Annotated in this window: 15 protein-coding genes and 4 pseudogenes; 9 read left to right on the top strand and 10 right to left on the bottom strand. The window is 72.3% G+C overall.

What is annotated here, in order from left to right; all coding sequences use genetic code 11:
- Window positions 1-21: 21 nt before the first annotated feature.
- Window positions 22-245: pseudogene (locus tag OG787_RS47375) on the top strand (hypothetical protein); the annotation flags it as partial.
- A gap of 557 nt (window positions 246-802) precedes the next feature.
- Here OG787_RS47375 and OG787_RS47370 read toward each other — a convergent pair.
- Window positions 803-1,638, bottom strand: a protein-coding gene (locus OG787_RS47370; RefSeq protein ID WP_405537216.1) for an IS5 family transposase whose coding sequence is annotated in 2 segments (ribosomal slippage) — window positions 803-1,257 and window positions 1,257-1,638 — 837 coding nt in all. Because the reading frame shifts where the segments join, the coding sequence is not laid out codon by codon here.
- Between the two features lie 63 nt (window positions 1,639-1,701).
- Here OG787_RS47370 and OG787_RS47365 point away from each other — a divergent pair.
- Both OG787_RS47365 and OG787_RS47360 read left to right on the top strand, forming a co-directional pair.
- Window positions 1,702-2,193, top strand: a complete 492-nt coding sequence (locus OG787_RS47365; protein ID WP_405539703.1) for a class I SAM-dependent methyltransferase — start codon at window positions 1,702-1,704, stop codon at window positions 2,191-2,193.
- A gap of 447 nt (window positions 2,194-2,640) precedes the next feature.
- Window positions 2,641-2,853 carry a hypothetical protein gene (locus OG787_RS47360; protein WP_405539702.1) on the top strand — a complete coding sequence of 71 codons (213 nt, stop codon included), beginning with the start codon at window positions 2,641-2,643 and terminating at the stop codon, window positions 2,851-2,853.
- 702 nt (window positions 2,854-3,555) lie between these two features.
- Here OG787_RS47360 and OG787_RS47355 read toward each other — a convergent pair.
- From OG787_RS47355 to OG787_RS47345, 3 genes are read right to left on the bottom strand one after another with little or no spacing between them, the layout of a single operon-like run.
- Window positions 3,556-4,029 (bottom strand): DsrE/DsrF/DrsH-like family protein, encoded by a 474-nt coding sequence (locus OG787_RS47355; RefSeq protein WP_369029814.1) that lies wholly within the window; start codon window positions 4,027-4,029, stop codon window positions 3,556-3,558.
- Window positions 4,030-4,057: 28 nt separating this feature from the next.
- Window positions 4,058-4,375: a TusE/DsrC/DsvC family sulfur relay protein gene (locus OG787_RS47350; protein WP_369029815.1), complete on the bottom strand. Its 318-nt coding sequence runs from the start codon at window positions 4,373-4,375 to the stop codon at window positions 4,058-4,060.
- A gap of 17 nt (window positions 4,376-4,392) precedes the next feature.
- The gene (locus OG787_RS47345; protein WP_405539701.1) at window positions 4,393-5,634 is read right to left on the bottom strand and encodes an NAD(P)/FAD-dependent oxidoreductase; all 1,242 of its coding nucleotides are present in this window, start codon (window positions 5,632-5,634) and stop codon (window positions 4,393-4,395) included.
- A gap of 275 nt (window positions 5,635-5,909) precedes the next feature.
- Here OG787_RS47345 and OG787_RS47340 point away from each other — a divergent pair, with 275 nt between their 5' ends.
- The 4 genes from OG787_RS47340 (at window position 5,910) to OG787_RS47325 (ending at window position 9,049) form a co-directional block, all read left to right on the top strand.
- Window positions 5,910-6,362 (top strand): OsmC family protein, encoded by a 453-nt coding sequence (locus OG787_RS47340; protein ID WP_369029817.1) that lies wholly within the window; start codon window positions 5,910-5,912, stop codon window positions 6,360-6,362.
- Window positions 6,359-8,053 carry an aminotransferase class V-fold PLP-dependent enzyme gene (locus tag OG787_RS47335; RefSeq protein WP_405539700.1) on the top strand — a complete coding sequence of 565 codons (1,695 nt, stop codon included), beginning with the start codon at window positions 6,359-6,361 and terminating at the stop codon, window positions 8,051-8,053. The genes OG787_RS47340 and OG787_RS47335 overlap by 4 nt, the downstream gene beginning before the upstream one ends.
- Before the next feature lie 51 nt (window positions 8,054-8,104).
- On the top strand, window positions 8,105-8,476 hold the full coding sequence (gene trxA, locus OG787_RS47330) for a thioredoxin (protein ID WP_405539699.1): 372 nt from the start codon (window positions 8,105-8,107) through the stop codon (window positions 8,474-8,476).
- Window positions 8,477-8,761: 285 nt separating this feature from the next.
- Window positions 8,762-9,049, top strand: coding sequence for a metal-sensitive transcriptional regulator (locus tag OG787_RS47325; protein WP_101403955.1), 288 nt, complete (start codon window positions 8,762-8,764; stop codon window positions 9,047-9,049).
- Window positions 9,050-9,801: 752 nt separating this feature from the next.
- Here the strand turns inward: OG787_RS47325 and OG787_RS47320 are convergent.
- Window positions 9,802-10,159, bottom strand: a pseudogene (locus tag OG787_RS47320) (rhodanese-like domain-containing protein); the annotation flags it as partial.
- A 61-nt stretch (window positions 10,160-10,220) separates the two neighbouring features.
- Window positions 10,221-11,583, bottom strand: a pseudogene (locus OG787_RS47315) (rhodanese-like domain-containing protein).
- Between the two features lie 161 nt (window positions 11,584-11,744).
- On the opposite strand from OG787_RS47315, the gene OG787_RS47310 reads away from it, so the two are divergent.
- Window positions 11,745-12,149 (top strand): DUF302 domain-containing protein, encoded by a 405-nt coding sequence (locus OG787_RS47310; RefSeq protein WP_369029820.1) that lies wholly within the window; start codon window positions 11,745-11,747, stop codon window positions 12,147-12,149.
- 191 nt (window positions 12,150-12,340) lie between these two features.
- Here the strand turns inward: OG787_RS47310 and OG787_RS47305 are convergent, their stop codons facing one another.
- A complete protein-coding gene (locus OG787_RS47305) occupies window positions 12,341-15,136 on the bottom strand; it encodes a cation-translocating P-type ATPase (protein ID WP_369029821.1) in 2,796 nt (931 codons plus the stop codon).
- A 2-nt stretch (window positions 15,137-15,138) separates the two neighbouring features.
- Window positions 15,139-15,984 (bottom strand): universal stress protein, encoded by an 846-nt coding sequence (locus OG787_RS47300; RefSeq protein WP_405539698.1) that lies wholly within the window; start codon window positions 15,982-15,984, stop codon window positions 15,139-15,141.
- 273 nt (window positions 15,985-16,257) lie between these two features.
- On the opposite strand from OG787_RS47300, the gene OG787_RS47295 reads away from it, so the two are divergent.
- Window positions 16,258-17,103, top strand: a complete 846-nt coding sequence (locus OG787_RS47295; RefSeq protein ID WP_405539697.1) for a universal stress protein — start codon at window positions 16,258-16,260, stop codon at window positions 17,101-17,103.
- 79 nt (window positions 17,104-17,182) lie between these two features.
- Here the strand turns inward: OG787_RS47295 and OG787_RS47290 are convergent, their stop codons facing one another.
- Both OG787_RS47290 and OG787_RS47285 read right to left on the bottom strand, forming a co-directional pair.
- A complete protein-coding gene (locus OG787_RS47290; protein ID WP_369029824.1) occupies window positions 17,183-18,079 on the bottom strand; it encodes a universal stress protein in 897 nt (298 codons plus the stop codon).
- Between the two features lie 48 nt (window positions 18,080-18,127).
- Window positions 18,128-19,026: pseudogene (locus OG787_RS47285) on the bottom strand (universal stress protein).
- Window positions 19,027-19,463: the final 437 nt, after the last annotated feature.

Here is a 19,463-nt window from a genome sequence, read left to right as displayed (position 1 = left end):
CCGGCGCCGAGGAGGTGCCCGGTGAACACCACCGAAGTCGTGAACACCGACAACAAGGAAGCGGACTCGTGGCCCGAGGTGCTCAACCGACTGTGCCGGGCCCAGGGACAACTGGCCGCGGTCTCCCGCGCCCTGGACCGGGCCGGCTTCAAGATGGTGGCGGGCGGCATTCGACGGTGCCTCACCGGACGACAACGGGGACACGTCCCGCCACTGAGCGGGGCCAACCGGAGAAGCTGTTCCTGACGCCCGACGCGAACCCCGATTCCCGTCGCAGGGGGTGCGAGACGATCTCCCGAGCCGTCATCACCGACCGGGCCGTCAAGCCGGGCAGCCACTGCCCCGACACCCGACCGGCCCACCGACACTGGCGACGGCAGCGGCGAAGGCGGAGGCGTTCGTGTTCTTCGCCGGCGCGCGTACGGCACTACGTGCCCGTCCTGGCGTTCAAACGTGCCTCGGGGCAGCTGCCCGAACACGTTGCCGCCCTGGCCGAGAAAGGCGGCGAGACGTGAGGCCGACCCCGAAGTGCGTTCTCGACCGGTCCCGCCCCTGCAACGCCCGCATCGCTCCGGACCCCAGCAACTGCCCCTGCCCGTATCTGCTCGCCGGGGACGACACGATGGACCCGGACGACGACATGGACACGGACGACGATTCCGCGCACGCGGACAAATGCGGAGAAATGAGGCGGAGGAAATGGACGCGGCGAGCTGGGACGAGCGGTACCGGGGCAGCGAACTGGTGTGGAAGGCCGAGCCCAACCGATTCGTCGCCGAGGAGCTGTCCGGTCTGAGAGGTCCTAACAAAGGCGTTGGACGTGTCGGTGGGTGATGAGGCAGGTGGCGAGGCCGAGGAAGGCTTCGTGGATGTCGTCGCGTCGTTCCCAGCGGATCCGCAGGCGGCGGAAGCCGTGCAGCCAGGCGATCGTGCGCTCTACCACCCAACGGAAAACGCCCAGGCCAGAGCCGTGTTCAACACCTCGTTCGGCGATGACTGGGCGGATGCCGCGCTGCCACAGCAGGCGGCGGTACTTGTCGTGGTCGTAGCCGCGGTCGGCGAGGAGCGCGTCGGGTCTGCGTCGGGGCCGGCCGACGACGCCTGCCACCGCCGGAACCTTGTCCAGCAGCGGCAGCAACTGCGTGACGTCGTTGCGGTTGCCGCCGGTCAGCGACACGGAGAGGGGGATCCCCTGCCCGTCGGTGAGGACGTGGTGTTTGCTGCCAGGCCGTGCGCGATCGACCGGGCTGGGCCCGCTTTTGGGCCGCGCCGCGCCGCCCTGACGTGGGAGGAGTCGATCACCGCCCGCGACCAGTCCAGCTTCCCCGCGGCCCGCAGCTTCTTCAGCAGCACCAGGTGCAGTTCCTCCCACACGCCGACCTCGTTCCACGCGGCCAGGCGCCGCCAACACGTCATGCCCGAGCCGAAGCCCAACTCCTGCGGCAGGTACTCCCACTGGATGCCCGTATGCAGCACGAACAAGATCCCGCACAGCGCCTGCCGGTCCGGGACCCGCGGGCGGCCCTCCACCAACTTCGGCCTCGGTCCCGGCAGCAACGGCTCGATGAGCGACCACAGTTCATCCGACACGATCCATGGCCGCGACTGTCGCTTCCCCACGACCAGACCAACGACCATCCAGGCCGAAAGTCACATGATCAACAACTTCTGTTAGGACCTCTGAAGCCGTCCGGGCGGGCGGTGGACCTCGCCGCCGGCGAAGGGCGCAACGCGGTGTGGCTCGCGGAACGGGGCTGGGAGGTGGACGCCGTCGACTTCTCCGCCGTAGCACTGGAGAAGGCCGAGGGGCTGGCCGCCGAGCGGGGTGTCCGGCTGCGTACCGTCCGGGCCGATCTCGCACTCTGGGCGCCCCCGGAGGCGACGTACAGCCTGGTACTGATCGCGTATCTGCACCTGCCGTGGCCGGACATGACCCAGGTGCTGACCCGGGCCGCCGCTGCCGTCCGCTCGGGCGGCACCCTGCTGCTCGTCGGCCACGACGCGGCCAATCCCGAGCACGGGTACGGCGGCCCGCAGGATCCGCGTGTGCTGTACACGCCTGAGCGGGTGACCGACCTGTGGCGACCTCACGCCGAGATCCTGCGCGCCGAGACGGTCTCCCGGCCGGTGACCGACACCGAGGGCGGCAGCCGCACGGCCCTCGACACGCTCGTCCGTGCCGTGCGGACGTGACACCGTCCCGCGAGACCGCGCCGCGGGTCAGGCCGGTGTGCCGGGCGCCGTCGCCACATACCAGTCGGTGACCTCGACCCTGTCGCCGGCCAGCCGGACCGGGCCGTGGGCGGATTCGGCCTCGAAGTCCGGTGCCCTGTCCCCGATGAGCGGCAGTGCGGGGTTGGTGGGTGGGACGGGCTGGCCGGAGACGGCCGTCGGAGGATCCCTCTCACGGTCTCGGTCCTCCTTCGTCGGCCGCCCCGTCGTCGCTGCCCATCCCGCGAGCGGGCGCCGGTGCGTGAAACGCGGAACAATCCAGCCTCGCGCAGCGCTGTCTCTTATACCCCAGCGGGTATTCAGAACACGGACGACACCGCCGGGACGGCCCCGACCGGACGGAGGAGCGTGAGAAGGATGGCGACAGCAGGACGTGACCGGCCCCCCACAAGTGAGGACGCCTCTCTCGTGACCACCTGCGGGCGCAGGATCGCCGTGCGGTACCTGCGGCTCGCGCCCGCGGACCGGCCCATCACCCGGGTCACCCTCGACATGGGCCGGGACCAGGGAGACGAGCCGGGCGCGTGGGCGGCGCTCACCCCCGACGAGGCGCGCGACCTGGCCCGCCTGCTCCTTCTGCACGCAGGCTTGGCCGAGCGCGCCGCACCCCCGCACAGTTGACGCGGAAGGACGGCCCTCCCCGTTGACCACGCCGTCGGCTGATCGGTGACGGCGGGTACCTCCCGGTCGGGCTAGCCGAGACGGGGGGAAGGTGGTCGCACGCCGCTGCCGTTCCCGCGGCACCGGATGGATGAAACGGCAGTCGGCCGGATCCCGCCGACGAAGGACGTACGGAACTCGGCGTTCAAGCGGTCCACCGTGTCCTGTGGCAGTGTCCGGCCCAGGACGACGGCGGCACAGGACCGTCACGCGGCGAACAGCGCGGCGCTTGTGGCCCGTCGGTGGTCACGGTGTCCGGTGCCCCCTCCCGGGTCGAACACCCGCAGGTGGCAGGGGCACCGCTCGCCGAGCAGGCGGCCGGCCTCCGGGGCGAGCCGGGAGCCGGGGCACCGGGATGTCGTCGAGAGCACCGTCCAGGTGTCCGGCCGACTCCACCTGCTCGACGCCCGGTTCCCGTGCCGCGCACGTGAGTTCGTCGGCCCGCACGGTGTGCGGGTCGCCCGGCGTGCCCTGGAGAGTGGGCGCATCGCCGTGCGTGGAATCGCCGTGCGTGGAGCAGGGCGCAGCTGTGGACACGCCGGAGTCGGACAGCAGGGCGAGGAGCCGCCCAGGCCGGACGACTCGTCGTCGGCACGGGCGACCACCGCCGGCGCGCGCCGCACTCCTTGCGGCAGGCCGCGTCCGGTATCTGTGCCGGTCGTCTCAGGTGTAGATGATCTGGCCGCCGGCGGCGTGTTCGTAGAACTCGCCGACCGTGATGACGCCCTGGACCTGTTCGACCAGGTCGTCCTTGTCGAGTTCGAAGAGGTCCACCGACGCCTTGCAGGCGTAGATGCCCGCGCCGGTGTCGGAGATCATCTCGATGAACTCGGGGATCGGCGGGATGTCGAGCTTGTCCATCTTGCGTTCCATGTAACGCGTGACCAGGTCCGGGACGCCCGGCATGCCACCCAGCAGGGTCGGCAGGTGCAGGCCGGGGTTGCCGACGGTGGCCAGCTTGATGTGCTCCCAGCGCTTCCTGGTGATGGCGTCCAGTCCGAAGAAGGTGAAGAACAGGTCGGCCTCGATGCCTTCGGCGCGGGCGCCGTTGGCCATGATGAGGGCCGGGTAGATCCCTTCCAGGGATCCCTTGGAGACGATGATCGAGACCTTCTCGATCGTGGCGGTGTCGGCCATGGCAGAACGCTCCTCGATGGCGGAAATGTCAGATACAGCCGCGGGGTTTGGGAATCCCGGCGATCTTCGCCGCCGTCTTCGCCGGCCCCTTCGGGAAGAGCTGGTACAGCTCCTTGACGCTCACGCCGGAGGTCTTGCCTAGCACCCGCACCGTGGGGCCGGTGCCCTTCTCGGCGTACTGGGCGCGCATGAAGCGCAGGACCGTCCAGTGCCGGTCGGTCAGCGATTCGATGCCGGCCTCGCGGGCGAGCTGCTCGGCCATGGGCTCGGTCCACCGGCCGGGGTCGGTGAAGAAGCCTTCCTCGTCGACCGGGACGGTCGTGTCGCCGTACGTGGCGTCGGGCATGGTGGTGCTCCTTGGGTTCAGGCGTGGACGTGGTGCTTGCCGTGCTCGGGCATGGCCGATCCGATGCCGGGCAGTTCCCGGCCGGGGAGCAGGCTGTGCCAGTACAGCCACTCGAAGGCGAGCTTGCCGAGATGGGCCGCGTGGGACTCCTTCAGCAGCGGCAGGCCGACGGGGCCCGGGAAGTGGCCGGGCAGCGGCTCGGTCTCGTAGTTGAAGTCGATGAGCAGCGCCTTGTGGAAGCCCGTCTCGACGAAACAGTTGGCGTGCCCGTCGAAGGAGGCGTCCAGCGGCTGTCCGGCGAGGTGGCGGCCGATGTTGTGCACCAGCACCTCGCTCTCGAAGTGGGCCACCGATCCGGCCTTGGAGGCGGGTAGTCCGGCCGCGTCCCCGATGGCGAACACCTCGGCGTGGTCGGGGTGTTGGAGGGTGTGCGGGTCGACGGGCACGAAGTCCAGCTCGTCGCCGAGGCCCTCGGAACGTCCGACGTACTCCGCGCCGCCGTGCAGAGGCACCACGACCGCCAGATCGAACGGCAACGTCCGCTCGTCGTACGACACCAGCCGCCCGCGTTCGCCGTCGACCTCACCGAGCGTGAACTCCGTGACCAGCTCGACTCCCTTCGCCTTGAGCAGCCCACCCAGCGCCTTGGCGGCGACCGGCTTGGTGAACGCGCCGTCGAGCGGGGTGGCGTACGTCAGCTCGACCCGGTCCCGGATGCCCCGGTGCCGGAAGTACCAGTCGGCCAGGAAGGCGAACTCCAGCGGCGCGACGGGGCACTTGAGGGGAAGGTCGGCGACGTCGATCACCAGGCGTCCGCCCTCGAAGCGTTCCAGCGCGCCGTGCAGACCCACGGCTCCGGGCAGGTCGTAGAAGGTGAAGACCTTCTCGCCCCAGCCGGGGCCGGTGAGTCCCTCGGTCTCCTCCGGCAGCAGCCGGGCCCCGGTGGCGACCACGAGGACGTCATAGGACAGTCGGATGCCGCCGACGAGGTACACGGTCCGTGCGTCCAGGTCCACTCGCTCGATCCGTGCCTGTTTGTAGTCGACCGCCGGGTTCAGCTGCCGCGGGCGGGATCGCACGAGGTGGTCGGGCTGAGCCAGCCCGAACGGCACGAACAGCAGGCCCGGCTGGTAGACGTGGCCGTCGTCCTGGTCGACGACCGTGATCCGCAGCTCGCTGTCGTCATACGCGCGGCACAGGCGGTTCGCGGTCATCGTGCCGGCGGTTCCGCTTCCGAGAATCACGATGTGTTTGCCCATGTCCCCACTGTCGTGCGGGAGATGAGAGCAAAGGATGGGCCACTGGTCCCTGCCCTGGTACCCACCCGGGTATACCTGCCGTACCCCTTCGGGACTCGCAGCTCCCCCTCGGACGCAGTAAATTTCCTGGAAAAATACCCGGCAGGGTATACCGCCACGACTGGGCACACGAGGGCCGAACGGCCCCTTCCCCACCCCGTAGGCCTCTTCATCCGCCGCACCCCGTGCGGTCGACTGGAGACCGGAGCCACCGACGCCGGAGAAAGGGCCCGACGATGACCGACACCACCTCGCAGACCCACGCCACCAACCGGCCGGAGTCCATGGATGTGCACCGTTTCGAGGTCGCGCACGTCGAGCGGGACGTCTACACGGTGGACATCCGCGGACACCGCCTCCAGGTCGACCAGCCGCTGGAGGCCGGCGGTACGGACACCGCGCCCACCCCCACCGAGCTGTTCGCGGCCTCGCTGGCCACCTGCGTCGCCTTCTACGCGGGCCGCTACCTCCACCGGCACGGCCTGCCCGGCACCGGGCTGCGTGTCCGTACGGAATTCACCATGGCCACCGACCGCCCGGCGCGGGTCGCCGCCCTGCGACTCGTGGTCGTTCCACCGCCGGAGCTGCCCGAGCAGCGCCGCGCGGCCCTGCTGGCGGTGGTCTCGCACTGCACCGTCCACAACACCCTGCACAGGCCGCCCGAGATCGACATCGAGCTGGAGCCATGAGCACGGCCTCCCCGCCGGCCGTGTCGGCGTGGCCGGCCCGGATCCGGGCCGGGCTCATCGGGGACGACGAGGTGCTGGACGGTCCCTACGGCCCGAAGCGGATCGTCTACGCCGACTACACCGCCTCCGGCCGTTCCCTCGACTTCGTCGAGGACTTCGTCCGCGAACAGGTGCTGCCGCGCTACGGCAACACCCACACGGAGAGTTCCAGCACCGGTCTGCAGACCACCCGGCTGCGCGAGGACGCACGCCGGATCATCCGCGACGCGGTCGGCGGCACCGAGGACGACCTGGTGATCTTCTGCGGCTCCGGCGCCACTGCCGCGGTCAACAAACTGGTCGGCATCCTGGCACTGCGCCACCCGGACCGGCCGCCGCCGGCCCAGCGGCCGGTGGTGTTCGTGGGCCCTTACGAGCACCATTCCAACGAGTTGCCGTGGCGCGAGTCCATCGCCGACGTCGTGGTGATCGACGAGGACACGGACGGCCACATCGACCTCGCACAGCTCGAAGCGGGGCTACGGCGCCACACCGGCCGCCCGTTGCTGATCGGCAGCTTCTCCGCCGCGTCGAACGTCACCGGCATCCTCACCGACACCGACCGCGTCGCGCGTCTGCTGCACGCGTACGGCGCCCTGTCCTTCTGGGACTACGCGGCCGCGGCACCGTACGTCCCGATCCGGACGGGCCCGAGCGCTCCGGGCGCCGGGGACCACAAGGACGCACTGTTCCTGTCCCCGCACAAGTGCGTCGGCGGTCCGCAGACCCCGGGCGTGCTCGTCGTACGGCGAGAGCTCGTACGCAACCCGGTGCCCACCGCGCCCGGCGGTGGCACGGTCGCCTTCGTCGACCCTCGCGGCCATCGCTATCTGGACGATCCGGTCGCGCGTGAGGAAGGCGGCACCCCGGCGATCGTGGAGTCCGTCCGCGCCGGGCTGGTCTTCGCGTTGAAGCAGGCGGTCGGCACCGACACCATCCAGGCCGCCGAGGAACACCACTGGCGCCGCGCCCTCACGGCCTGGGCGCGCAACCCCGGCATCGAGGTCCTCGGCAACCACCACGCCCGCCGCCTGTCCATCGTCTCCTTCCGCATCCGCCACGGCGAACACTCCTACCTGCACCACAACTACGTCGTCGCCCTGCTCAACGACCTGTTCGGCATCCAGGCCCGCGGCGGCTGCTCCTGCGCGGGACCGTACGGCCACCGGCTGCTCGCCATCGACGCGGCCACCTCCCACGCCCTCCTCGACGAGGTCGCACACGGCTGCGACGGCATCAAACCCGGCTGGACCCGCGTCAACTTCAACTACTTCATCAGCGACACCGTCCGCGACTACCTCATCGACGCCGTCGACCTGATCGCCACGCACGGCCACCGGCTCCTGCCGGACTACCGATTCGACCCGCACACCGGGCAGTGGCGCCACCACCACGGCCCCACGCAGCCCCCGCTGAGGCTGACGGACGTGCGCTTCGGCGCCGACGGGCGGATCACCTCCCCGGCCGTCCGCCGTCGCCGACTGGGCGAGGAGGCCCTGGCAGCTCAACTCGACGCCGCCCGCGCGGTGCCGGCCGGCCGACCCGACCGGCTCGACGACGGCGTCACCGGACTGCCGGCCGACTTCGAGCGCATGCGCTGGTTCCCGCTGCCGCCCGTCTGCCTGGAACAAACCCGGTCCGGCGCCGGTTGAACCAGGCGGACGGACATACCCCACCGGGTATATGAGAGAAGAGGGAGTCCCATGCCGACCGTCGAACTGACCAAGGACAACTTCGAGGAGACCGTCACCGGCTCCGACATCGTGCTGATCGACTTCTGGGCCGCCTGGTGCGGACCGTGCCGGATGTTCGGCCCCGTCTACGAGAAGGCCGCCGAACGCCACCCCGACATCGTCTTCGGCAAGGTCGACACCGAGGCGCAGCCCGAACTCGCGGGCGCCTTCCAGATATCCTCCATCCCCACCCTGATGGCCGTCCGCGACCGGACCGTGCTCTACACCCGGCCCGGCGCACTGCCGCCGCAGGCTCTGGAGGACCTCATCACCAAGATCCGCGCTGTCGACACGGAGGACGTGCGCCGGAAGGCCACCGCGGACGCCGGCGGAGCCGACTGACACCGGGGCACCCGCGAAGCACCCACAGCCGCCACGGCCCCGGCTCGCCAGGCACGACCACCACGCCTCGGGTGTGTCGGTGAGGGCGGAGAAGACCAGGCCCGGGAGCACGAGGACGCCGGCAGTTCCGGATGCGACCCAGGGGGAGTCCAGGGCGTCGGGAGGTGGCCGGAGGTGTACTCGGCGGGCGTCGGAGTGCCGGACACGACAGGTGTGATCCTTAATGGTCGACGCCGTCCCGAAGCGGGACGTACAGTACCCCTAGGGGTATTTTTAGGAGTGATCGTGGAACTGGAGCTTGAGGGTGCGGACCTGAAGTCCGTGCTGAACCGGCTGCGCCGGGCACAGGGGCAGATCTCCGGTGTGATCCGGATGATCGAAGAGGGACGGGACTGCGAGGACGTCGTCACGCAGCTCGCCGCCGCTTCGCGCGCCCTCGACCGCGCCGGTTTCGCGATCATCGCGACCGGCATGCAGCAGTGCATGACCGACATCGAGTCCGGCCGCAAGAACGGCGAGGACGCCCAGCAGATGCGCGCCCGCCTGGAGAAGTTGTTCCTGTCCCTGGCGTGATCACGCGCGGTGGCCGCCTCACGCGACCGCGTCGATCAGCATGAACGCGGCCACGGCCGGCAACCGGGGCGAAGATCCGCTGAAGTATGGGCCCCGAGACCTTCGCCGACAGCCTTCCCGTCCCGGGCGCCGGGGATCGCGGCCCCGATGAACGGCCCGACGACCGCCCGGTCCAACCCCTCGACCGTTCCGCCCGGGTCGTCGGCGCGGTCGGCGAGTTGACGGTGGGGGCCGGCAGGCTGGTGTCCACGGCGTGGCGCATCCGCGTGCCGAGCACACCCACCGGCGCCGGTACGGCGAGGAAGCCGCCGCCGACACCGAGGACACCGGTGACCGCGCCCAGCCCGGCGTCGGCCACCGCGCCCCGGCCGCGTCGGCGCGGCCCCCTCCGCGGTCGGCCGGGAGTACAGCATGCGCGGGACGGCCACTCCCGCGACGAGCGAACGCCGCCGTCAGGACGGCTGCCGGGATGCGGGCTGCGAGCGCGCCGCCGGGCATCGCCGGGCCGATCCCGGCCGCCGCGAACAGCAGCCCCGTCCGCCTGCGCATGTTCCCGTCCCGGGCGTGCGTGACCAGCGCGGTGACCGACGTGAGCGTGACGATGACCAGGCTCGCGGTCGTGGCGCCGACCGGACCGAAGCCGAGCAGGTGGACGAGTGCGGGACGGCCAGAACGCTGCCGCCGCCCCCGGTCGCACCGAGCGCCGGACCGACCACAGCCCCGGCCGCCAGGGCGAGCAGTGAGAGCACTCGTGCGACGGTGCCGTTCCTGCCACCTGAGTCCACCACCGGCAGACCCGCTCCGGCCCAGTCCCTCATGCCGCCGATCACGTCCACGGCCTGCGTGCCGCGGGCGACGAGCAGTTCCACAGCCTGCCGGAACCGGTTGCCGGAACGGCAGCTCACGATCAGAGGTCGCGACCGCGCCTGCGGCCAAGGCCGACAGGGACAGGTGCGCGGCGCGGGGCGCGTGTTCTGCCTGCCACCCGCACGGCTCGCGAACGTCCAGCAGTACGGCGTCACCACCCCGGCCGGCATGACCGGTGCGCACGGCTGCCTGCTGCACGGTCCCGCGCCCCCGGCCGCCCGTGCCTCGCCGGAAGACGCTCATCTCGGTTTTCTCGCTCCTGTTTCGCGTGTCGGTGCGGATGAGCGGACGATCCCCTGCGCCGTCAGTCGGTCCGGACGACCTGTCCCGCCTTCTCGGCCCCGTCGTAGGAGTCGTCCACGGCGACGACGGCACGGCCGACGGCATCCAGCAGGGAGGCGGCGACCGCGGCCCGCATGCCGCCCGCGCAGTGCACCCACACCTCGCCCTCGGGGACCTCTCCGAGGCGACGGTGCAGGGTGTGGACCGGGATGTGGACCGGGATGTGGACCGAGCCCTCGACGTACCCGTCGGCCCGTTCCGACGCCCGGCGCACGCCGAGGACGACGACGCCCTCCCGGGACCGCACGGCGAGATCGGCGAACCTGGCCCGCCGGAAGGAGGCCGGCACCTCGCCCTCGCGCACTCGGCCGACCGGTCCGCCGGTGGTCGCGGCGGCCGGCCGGTCGATGCCCACCCGGACCAGCTCACGCTCGTCGGCGGCGAGTTGCCCGGGCGACTCGGCGGGCAGCGTGACTGGCTTGCCCCACGGGACAAGCCAGGCCAGATACGTCGCGAGCCGACCCTCGGCCTCGAAGTTGAACGAGCCGGAGACATGCCCGGCGGCGAACGCGACACGGTTGCGCAGGTCGACCACCCGCTCCCCCGCGGCCGGCCGGGCGGTGATCTCCCCGGCGTCCGCGACGGCGGGCGGCGTCGGCCGAGCCCATGCGCGTGCAGTAGGCGGGGATGTCGTCCAGGCCGGCCAACAGGTCGGCGACGAAGGAGTCGACGTCCCGGGTGAGGGCTTCGTTGGACGCCTTCTCCTTCCCGATGCTCGGGTCGCTGCCCTCGGCCTGGGCGGAGGAGCAGAAGCTGCCGAAGCCGTGCGTGGGCAACACCGCCACATCGTCGGGGAGTTCGGCGGCCGGCCGGTGCGCGAAGGCGTGCTGGGCGCGGGCCAGGTGCTCGGTCAGCCGCGGCGCCACCAGGCCGGGGCGGCCGACGGTGCCGATGAGCAGGGGGCCGCCGGTGAAGACCGCGATCGCCGTGCCGTTCTCCTCCAGCGCGTAGAAGGTGTGGTGCGGGGTGCGGCCCGGCGTGGCCAGGGCCCGCAGGCTCAGGCCGGCCGCGGTGTCGATCGGCGTCCGATCACCGTCGTGCACCGGTACGGGCTCGAAGGAGACGCGCGCCGCGGCGGGAACCAGGTAGGCGGCGCCGGTGAGCCGGGCGAGGTCCAGGCCGCCGATGACGTAGTCGTTGTGGACGTGCGGCTCGACGACGTGCGAGATCCGCACCCCTTGCCGAGCCGGGGCCACGACCACCTGGTCCACGTCGCGGGGCGGGTCGACCGCCACGGCCGTCCGCTCACCGCCGGCGAGACAACTGCGGTTGCCGAGCCCCGACACCTCGATCGTCGACGAAGAACACGCGGTACTCCCTTCCAGTGACGAATTACCCCGGGGGGTATACTTGTGAAGGTAGCCTGAATACCCATGGGGGTATTCCAAAGGGTAGGGAACGCCCCGGGAAACGCCTCACGAGTACTTCACACACGGCCGGACACCCCGTCCCGCCCCGCCCGAGCCATCCAGGAGGGCCCACGCCCATGCGTTACGACCGAACCGTCCACCTCGACACCGACTTCGCCACCGCCGTCGCCCGCACCCGCGAGGCTCTCGCCGCCCAGGGCTTCGGCATCCTCACCGAGATCGACGTCACCGCCACCCTGAAGGCCAAGCTCGACCACGACATGGAGGACTACGTCATCCTCGGCGCGTGCAACCCTCCCCTCGCCCACCGCGCCCTGGAGATCGACCGCACCATCGGACTGCTGCTGCCCTGCAACGTCGTCGTCCGCCGCGACGGCGACCGCACCGTCGTACAGGCCCTCGACCCGAACACGATGATCGCGCTCACCGAACTCGACGGGCTCCGCCCGGTCGCCGAAGAGGCCGCCCGCCGCCTCGACGCCGCCCTGGCCACGCTCACCGCAGGCGAGACGGAAGGCTGAGCAGAGGATCAGCCCGACACCCGCCGAGCGGCAGATGGAAAGGCCCCGAGTCCGATGCGGCGCGTCGGTGCGCAGCCGTACGCCGCGCTCAGCGGCGTGCACCACCACCCGCTCCCCGTGAGCCTCGTGAACACGTGCCGGAAAGCGTCGAGACGCAGTGCCCGGGCCCGGCTCGAGCAGCGGACGGCACGTCAGGACGCCGTGTTCCGGCGGGTCCGGGAGGTCACGTCGGTCCCGCGATGCCACCCCGCCCCCACCGCGCGCGCCACCAGTTCGGCCAGCAGCACGGTGGACGCCGTTCCCGCACACACGGCCCACTGCCCGGCGTCGAGCGGCACGGTGCCGAAGGCGTCGCGGGCCCAGGGGAGGTGCACCGCCGCGGCCTGGATGGCGAGTACGCCGGTCAGGCACAGCCACAGGGTGCGGTTGCGCAGTTGGTGACGGCCCAGCAGGGGGCCGCCCTCCGCGCGGGCGCACAGCGCGTTGAAGAGCTGGAACAGGACGAACGTGGTGAACGCCATGGTCAGGGCTGTGTCCGTGCCGACGCGGGGGCGGGCGAGGGCCAGCACGGTCACCGTGCCCAGGGCCATCACCGCGCCGGCCCGGCCGATGGCGAAGAGGCGGCGGGCGTCCAGGATGCGTTCCCCCGGGTCGCGGGGCGGGTGGCGCATGTCGTCGTCGCGGGCCGGGTCGACGGCCAGGGCCATCGCGGGCGGCCCGTCCATGATGATGTTGATCCACAGGAGTTGCGCGGCGGTGAGCGGGGCGGGCAGCCCGGCCAGGGAGGCTCCCAGCAGGGTCAGGATCGCCCCGAAGTTGGTGGCCAGCTGGAAGCGTACGAACTTCACGATGTTGCCGTAGATCGCGCGGCCCTCGCGCACCGCCCGCACGATGGTGGAGAAGTCGTCGTCGGTGAGGACCATGTCGGCGGCTTCCTTGGCCACGTCGGTGCCGCCGCGTCCCATGGCGACCCCGATGTGGGCGGCGCGCAGCGCGGCGGCGTCGTTGACGCCGTCGCCGGTCATCGCGACGATGTGGCCCCGGCTCGCCAGCGCCCGTACGATCGCGACCTTGTGCTGGGGTGCGACGCGTGCGAAGACGCCGATGTCGTCGATGCGCGCGGCGAGTTCGTCCTCCGTCATACGGTCCAGGTCGGCGCCGGTGACGACGTCGCCGGTGATCTCCAGTTCGCGGGCGATCGCCGCCGCCGTGTCCGCGTGGTCCCCGGTGATCATCTTGACGGCTACCCCGGCCGTCCGGCACAGCGCCATGGCCTCACGCGCCTGCGGCCGGGGCGGGTCCGCGATCCCCACGACCGACTGGAACGTCAGTGCGGGCAGGGCGGCTGCCTCGTAGGCGGCCGGGGGCTCGTCGAGCAGTGCCGTGGCCGCGCCGAGTACCCGCAGGCCGGTGCCGCCCATCTGTGAGGTGACGGCGAGGAGTTCACCGCGGCGCGTCTCGTCGAGGGGGCGGACTCCGTCCTCGGTGACGATGTCCGTGCAGAGGTCCAGCAGGACGTCCACCGCGCCCTTCACGAGGACCCGGGTGCGGCCGTCGGGTTCGGGGTGGAAGGTCGCCATGTACTTGGTGGCCGCGTCGAAGGGCAGTTCGCCCGTGCGGGGCCGCTCGGTGCGCAGACGGTCGGCGTCCAGGCCGGCCTTCGCCGCGAGGACGACGAGTGCGGCCTCGGTGGGGTCGCCGACGAAGCCCGTGCCGCCGGCGCCGTTCTCGTCGCCCTCGTCGGTGAGGCGGGCGTCGTTGCAGAGGGCGAACGGCAGCAGTACCTCCTTCAACTCGCCGCCGCCCATGGACTGCTGGTCGTCGGGAGCACGTATCTCACCTCGTGTCGCGTAGCCCTCGCCCGTGACCTCGTAATGCCTCCCGGCGGTCCACAGCGACCGTACGGTCATCTCGTTGAGGGTGAGCGTGCCGGTCTTGTCGCTGCACACGACCGTGGCCGAGCCGAGCGACTCCACCGCGGCCAGGCGCTTGACGATGGCGCCCCGGCCGGCCATCCGGTGCACCCCGAGGGCCAGGGTCAGGGCGAGCACGGCGGGCAGCCCCTCGGGGATCGCGGCAACGGCCAGGGCCACGGCGCGCAGCGCGATGTCGGACAGCGACTCGCCGCGGACCAGTGCGGTGAGGGCGTACAGCACGACCGCTACACCGCTGAGGAGCGCGAGCCGCTTGCCGAGGCTGTCGAGCTGGATCTGGAGGGGGCTGGGAGGTTCGGTCCCGGTGCGCAACTCGGCGGCGATCGTGCCGAGTTCGGTGTCCATGCCGGTGGCGGTGACGATGATCTCGGCCCGGCCGCGGGTCAGGGAGGTGTTCATGAAGAGCATGCCGGTGCGCTCGGCCACCGGTACCGGCCCCGGGGTGGCCGGGTCGGTGGCCGCGGTGTTCTTGGCGACGGGCTGGGACTCGCCGGTCAGGGCTGCCTCGGCCGCCTCCACCGACTCGGCGACGACTAACCGTCCGTCGGCCGGGACACGGTCGCCGGCCTCCAGGAGCACGATGTCCCCGGGTACGAGGGTGTGTGCCGCGACGACCCGTTCGGTGCCGTCACGGCGGACCCTGGCTGTGGGCACCAGCATCCGGCGCAGGGCTTCGAGGCTCCGTTCGGCGCGGCGCTCCTGGAGGTGGCCCAGGACGGCGTTGATCTGGAGGACCACGGTGATCACGACGGCGTCCTTGAGGTCTCCCATGGCGGCCGCCACCACGGCGGCCAGGAGCAGGATGCCGATGAGCCAGTTTCGGAACTGGTCCAGGAACTTCAGCCACTCGGGACGGTGGGCGGGTTCGGCGAGCTGGTTGGGTCCGTGGACGGCGGCCCGCTCGGCTGCCGCCCCGGTGGGCAGGCCCGCTGCCGGGTCGACGCCGAGCAGGGCCGTCACCTGCGCGGGGGTGAGCCGGTGGGCGTCCGCGGCTGGGCGCGGTTCGGCGGATCCGGGTTGCGCTGTCTCGGCGAGTGTCGTCGGCTCGGCCATGGTCAGTCCTCCTCCGGTCGGATCACGGCGACGGGGCGGTCCGCGTGGGGCGGTGCCCCTCGGCGGGTCGGGTGCGGCAGCGCGCCCAGAAGGCCCTCGGGGCCGCGCGGCGCGATGACGACGAGCTGGGCTTCCGTACCCGCCTCGACGAGTGCCCGGTGGAGTCCGCCCCGGACGCGGACGTGGTGGAAGGCCGTGTCCGGGTGCTTCTTCTCCGGCGCGGCCAGGAGATCGGCGGAGCCGTCGGCTGCGGACGAGGCGTTCCGCGCCCGCGTCCCGTCCAGGACGGTCACGTCCGCGCCGCGCCCCGACGCCTCGGCGAACGCGAACTCCGCCGCCGCCCCGCCCTCGGGGGTCTCGGCGACCGGGACGACGGGACCGGCCGGGACCGGGCTGCCCCGTACCACCAGCACCGGTGAGCAGCCGTGAGCGGCCAGCCGTCCGGCGACCGAGCCGCGTCGCCCGCCGCCGTGCCGACGGGCCGCTGGACGGCCGCCGACCACGGTGAGGGAGTCGTCCCGGGAGGCGGACTCCAGGACCGTCGCGGGGTCGCCCATGAGGATCTCGTGCGTGACGCGTACGCGGGGTGCGGCCCGCCGGGCCCGGCGCTCGGCGTCCTCCAGCGCGCCGTCGACCACCTCGCGCGCTCCGGGCGCGCCCCGGTCCCACGGTGGCACACCGGGCAGCACGTGCGCCGACGGCCATTGCAGGGCGTGCGCGGGCAGGAGCCCCACCCCGAGCCGGTCGGCCGCACGTGCCGCTGTCTCCACCGCGGCCATGCACGACCGTGAGCCGTCGACGCCCACCACGACCGGCCCCGCCGCGGGACCCACCACCGAACCGTTCATGACGGTCCCCTCTTTCCCTCTCAGCCTGGACGACCCGGGCAGCCGCAGGCCGCCGGGCGCACGGCACGGCGGCATCGGGCTCGGCGGCCCGGTCCCGTTTCCCCCGCCTCAGGCTCTCCTCACGCGCGGGGCCGGGACAGGGCCGGCCGGTCCCCTGAAGCACACCGTCCGGCCCTGTGTCGGCCGTAGCCCGTCCCGTGACGCTGTTAACCAGGACAGGACCGTGCCGCGCGGCTGCCCGTCACGGGTCGCGCCAGACCAAGGAGGTTTGCCATGACCGGACCCGTCGTCGTCGGACTCGACGGCTCCCCCGCGAGCGTGACCGCCGCGTGGTGGGCCGCCGACGAGGCGGCCCGCAGGCGGCTGCCCCTGGTCCTGCTGCACTCGTGGACCACGCAGCCGCTCAACGTGCCGATCCCGCAGGAGGCCCGCAGCAAGCAGCGGTACGGGCAGGACGTACTGCGGCGCGCGGAGGCCGAGCTGCTCCACCGTCGCCCCGATCTCGACCTGACCACGGAGCTGGTGTCGGACACCGCCTCCCACGCGCTGCTCGAACGGGGCGCGGACGCGTCCGTGCTGGTCCTCGGCTCCCGTGGGCACGGCTCGCTCGCCGGTTTCCTGCTCGGTTCCATCAGCCTGCACGTGCTGGGGCTCGCACCGTGTCCGACGGTCACCGTCCGGGCCGGCGACCTGGCCGTGGAGGAGAGCTGGGGACACCCCGCAGCGGCGGAACGGGACGAGGTGGTGGTGGGCGTACGGGACCCGGAGGCGGCTGCGGACCCGGTGCTGGAGTTCGCGTTCACCGCCGCACAGTCGTACGGCGTGGGTGTGCGTGCGGTACGGGCACGCGCTCACGAGGGCAGGGCAGAGGCCGAGGAACGCGCCCTGCTCGGTGCCGCGTTGGCGCCCTGGCGGGAGAAGTTCCCCGACGTGCCCGTCGTGGAGCAGGCCGTCACGGGCTCGGCCGGGCAGGCTCTGGTGTCCGCCTCCGTGCGCAGCCGGCTCACGGTGATCGGCCGCCGTCGGCACGCCTCTCCCCTGACGTGGAAACTCGGGCCCGTCGCGCACACCGCGCTGCACCATGCCGCGAGCCCCGTCGCCGTGGTACCGCACGACTGAGGCAGGTGACAACCGAGTGGGGTGCGGGCCGCAGGAGGCGGCCCGCACCCTACTTCTGCACTTCTGCCGTGTCATCCGTTCAGTCGTGCGGCACCAGCACGACGGGTTGGGGCACGTGGTGGATCAGCGCGTGCACCACCGGACCGGTGTGCGGGCCGACCCCGACGCGGCGCCTGCGCCGGCCCACGACCAGCAGGCCGGCCCCTTCCGCGGCCCGCACGAGGACGTGCCCGGCGCGCCCCTCGTGGAGGGTCTCGTGGACGGTGACGCCGGGGTACTTCGCACGCCAGGGTTCGAGCACAGCGGTCAGTTCGCGTTCCGCCTCCGCCCGGATCCGCGCCCGCTCCTCCGGCCCTGCCACGCCCCGGCTGAGCGGCACGTGCCAGGCGTGCACCGCACGCAGCGGCGCGTGCCTGAGTTCGGCGGCACGGAAGGCGAAGTCCAGGACGTCGTCGCAGGGGCCGTCGGTGTCGACGGCGACCGCGACCTCCCGGTAGGGGGTGCGGGCCGACGCCTTCCGGGGGCCGTCGGACAGGTGCTCGTCCGCCTCGGTCTCGGCGGCGCGGACGAGGACGACAGGGCGGTCCACGTGGGCCATGGTGGCGCCTGCGACCGACCCGGACAGGAAGCCGCCGACGCCGCCCAGGCCCTGGCTTCCGATGACGAGCAGTTCGGCGTCCTCCGCCTCGGCGAGCAGCGCCGGACCGGGCTGCCTGCGCACCTGCTCGGCGGCGATGTACAGCCCCGGGTAACGATCGTTCAACCGCTCGACAGCGGCGCGCAGCACCCGGCGCGCGTGGTACTGCGGTGCCCTCAGCTCGGGAAGATCGGCATCGCCGTCGTCCTCGGGCAGGCCCTCCCAGGCGTGCACAAGACGCAGTGGCAGTCCCCGCAACAGCGCTTCCCGGGCTGCCCAGTCGGCTGCGGCGATGCTCTCGCGCGAACCGTCGACACCGGCTACGACAGGCTTCAGCATGGTCGTCAGCTCCCTCTGTTGTCGGTGCAGTTGATGTTCGGCGATCCCTCACAGATGCGGTACGACGGCCACGGGGCAGCCGTCGTGGTGGATCGCCGCGTGGGTGACGTGCCCGGTGCGCGGGCCGACCGGCCGCTCGGCGAGGCGGTGGCCGACGACGAGGAGGCCCGCTCCGGTCGCGGCCCGCACGAGCGCGGTCGTGGGCTTGTCCTCGACGACGCTCTCGAGAACCTCCAGGTCGGGGCACTTGTCCCGCCACACCTGGAGCACGGCCCTGGGGAAGCCCAGCCACTCGTAGGACTGCTGGGGCTCCAGCACCAGGCCGACCTCCCGGCACCGAGGCCGAGCGGACCGGGCGCCTGCCGGGCGTGCACGGCCCGCAGACGGGCGTGGCGCGGCCCGGCCGCCTCGAAGGCGAGCACGACGTCCCGGTGGCCGGTGTCCGTCGCAGGGCTCCGGTCGCACGCCGGGAGGTGTTCGTCGGCCGCCTTCTCGTCCGCCCGGACCAGGACAACGGGCCAGGTGGCCCACGCCACGACGCCGAGCGCGTCCGAGCCCACCAGGAACCCGGTGAAGCCGCTCAGCCCGCGCGAGCCCAGCACCATCGGCTCCGCCTGGTCGGCGGCCTTCAGCAGGGCCGCCGTCGCGGGCCCCTCCACCTGCTCGTCGGCGAGACGGACCCCAGGGCACGCAGCGCGGATCCGTTTCTCCGCCTGCCGCAGGGAACGCCGCGCCAGATGCCCCTGGGCGGCGTTCGCGATCTCCCTCTCGCCTTCTTCCTGGCGCGGATGCCCGTTCCAGGCGTGCACCAGACGCAACGGCCGCTCACGCCGTACGGCCTCGCGGGCCGCCCTCCCCCACTGCCCGAAAGGCGTGGGAGGTACCCCCGCGGCGGCGGCCAGGCTCTCGGCGGAACCGTCGACTCCGGCGACAACGGGCAGCACCATCGCGACATCTCCAGGGCTGGTCGGCTCTCCGTCCTGCTCCCAGCCTGGCGCCGCGGCCCGCGCGGGAGGATGGGCTGCCAGGTCCTTTGCGGGGGCCGACCGGCCCTCGTCCGACCCGTGCTTCGGCCGGGCGATCGGTCCGCCAGGATCAGCCGTCACGTCTCCCCCGGGGGCCACGGGCACCGCGCGGTCCGGCAGCCGGATGCCGATCGGTGAACCGCCGGACGCCGGCACCTCGCCCCCCAGGCACCCGCGTTCCAGCCGCAGTCGTACACCCCAGTGCCCCAGGTAACGCGGGGAGAACGTGTACGACGACAGCTCGGGCAGTGGCACCGGGTCCAGCCACGAAGACCGGCGTCTGCGGGCGGCCCGGAGTCCGTCCACTTCTTCCACGCCGCCGTGGCGAGGCGGGGAGACGAGCGGGGAGACCGCCCCAC

The organism is Streptomyces sp. NBC_00075 (genome assembly GCF_045041225.1).
Lineage (GTDB): Bacteria > Actinomycetota > Actinomycetes > Streptomycetales > Streptomycetaceae > Streptomyces > Streptomyces adonidis.
Note: the sequence above shows the minus strand (reverse complement) of the source record. Positions and strands in the feature narration are given on the sequence as shown.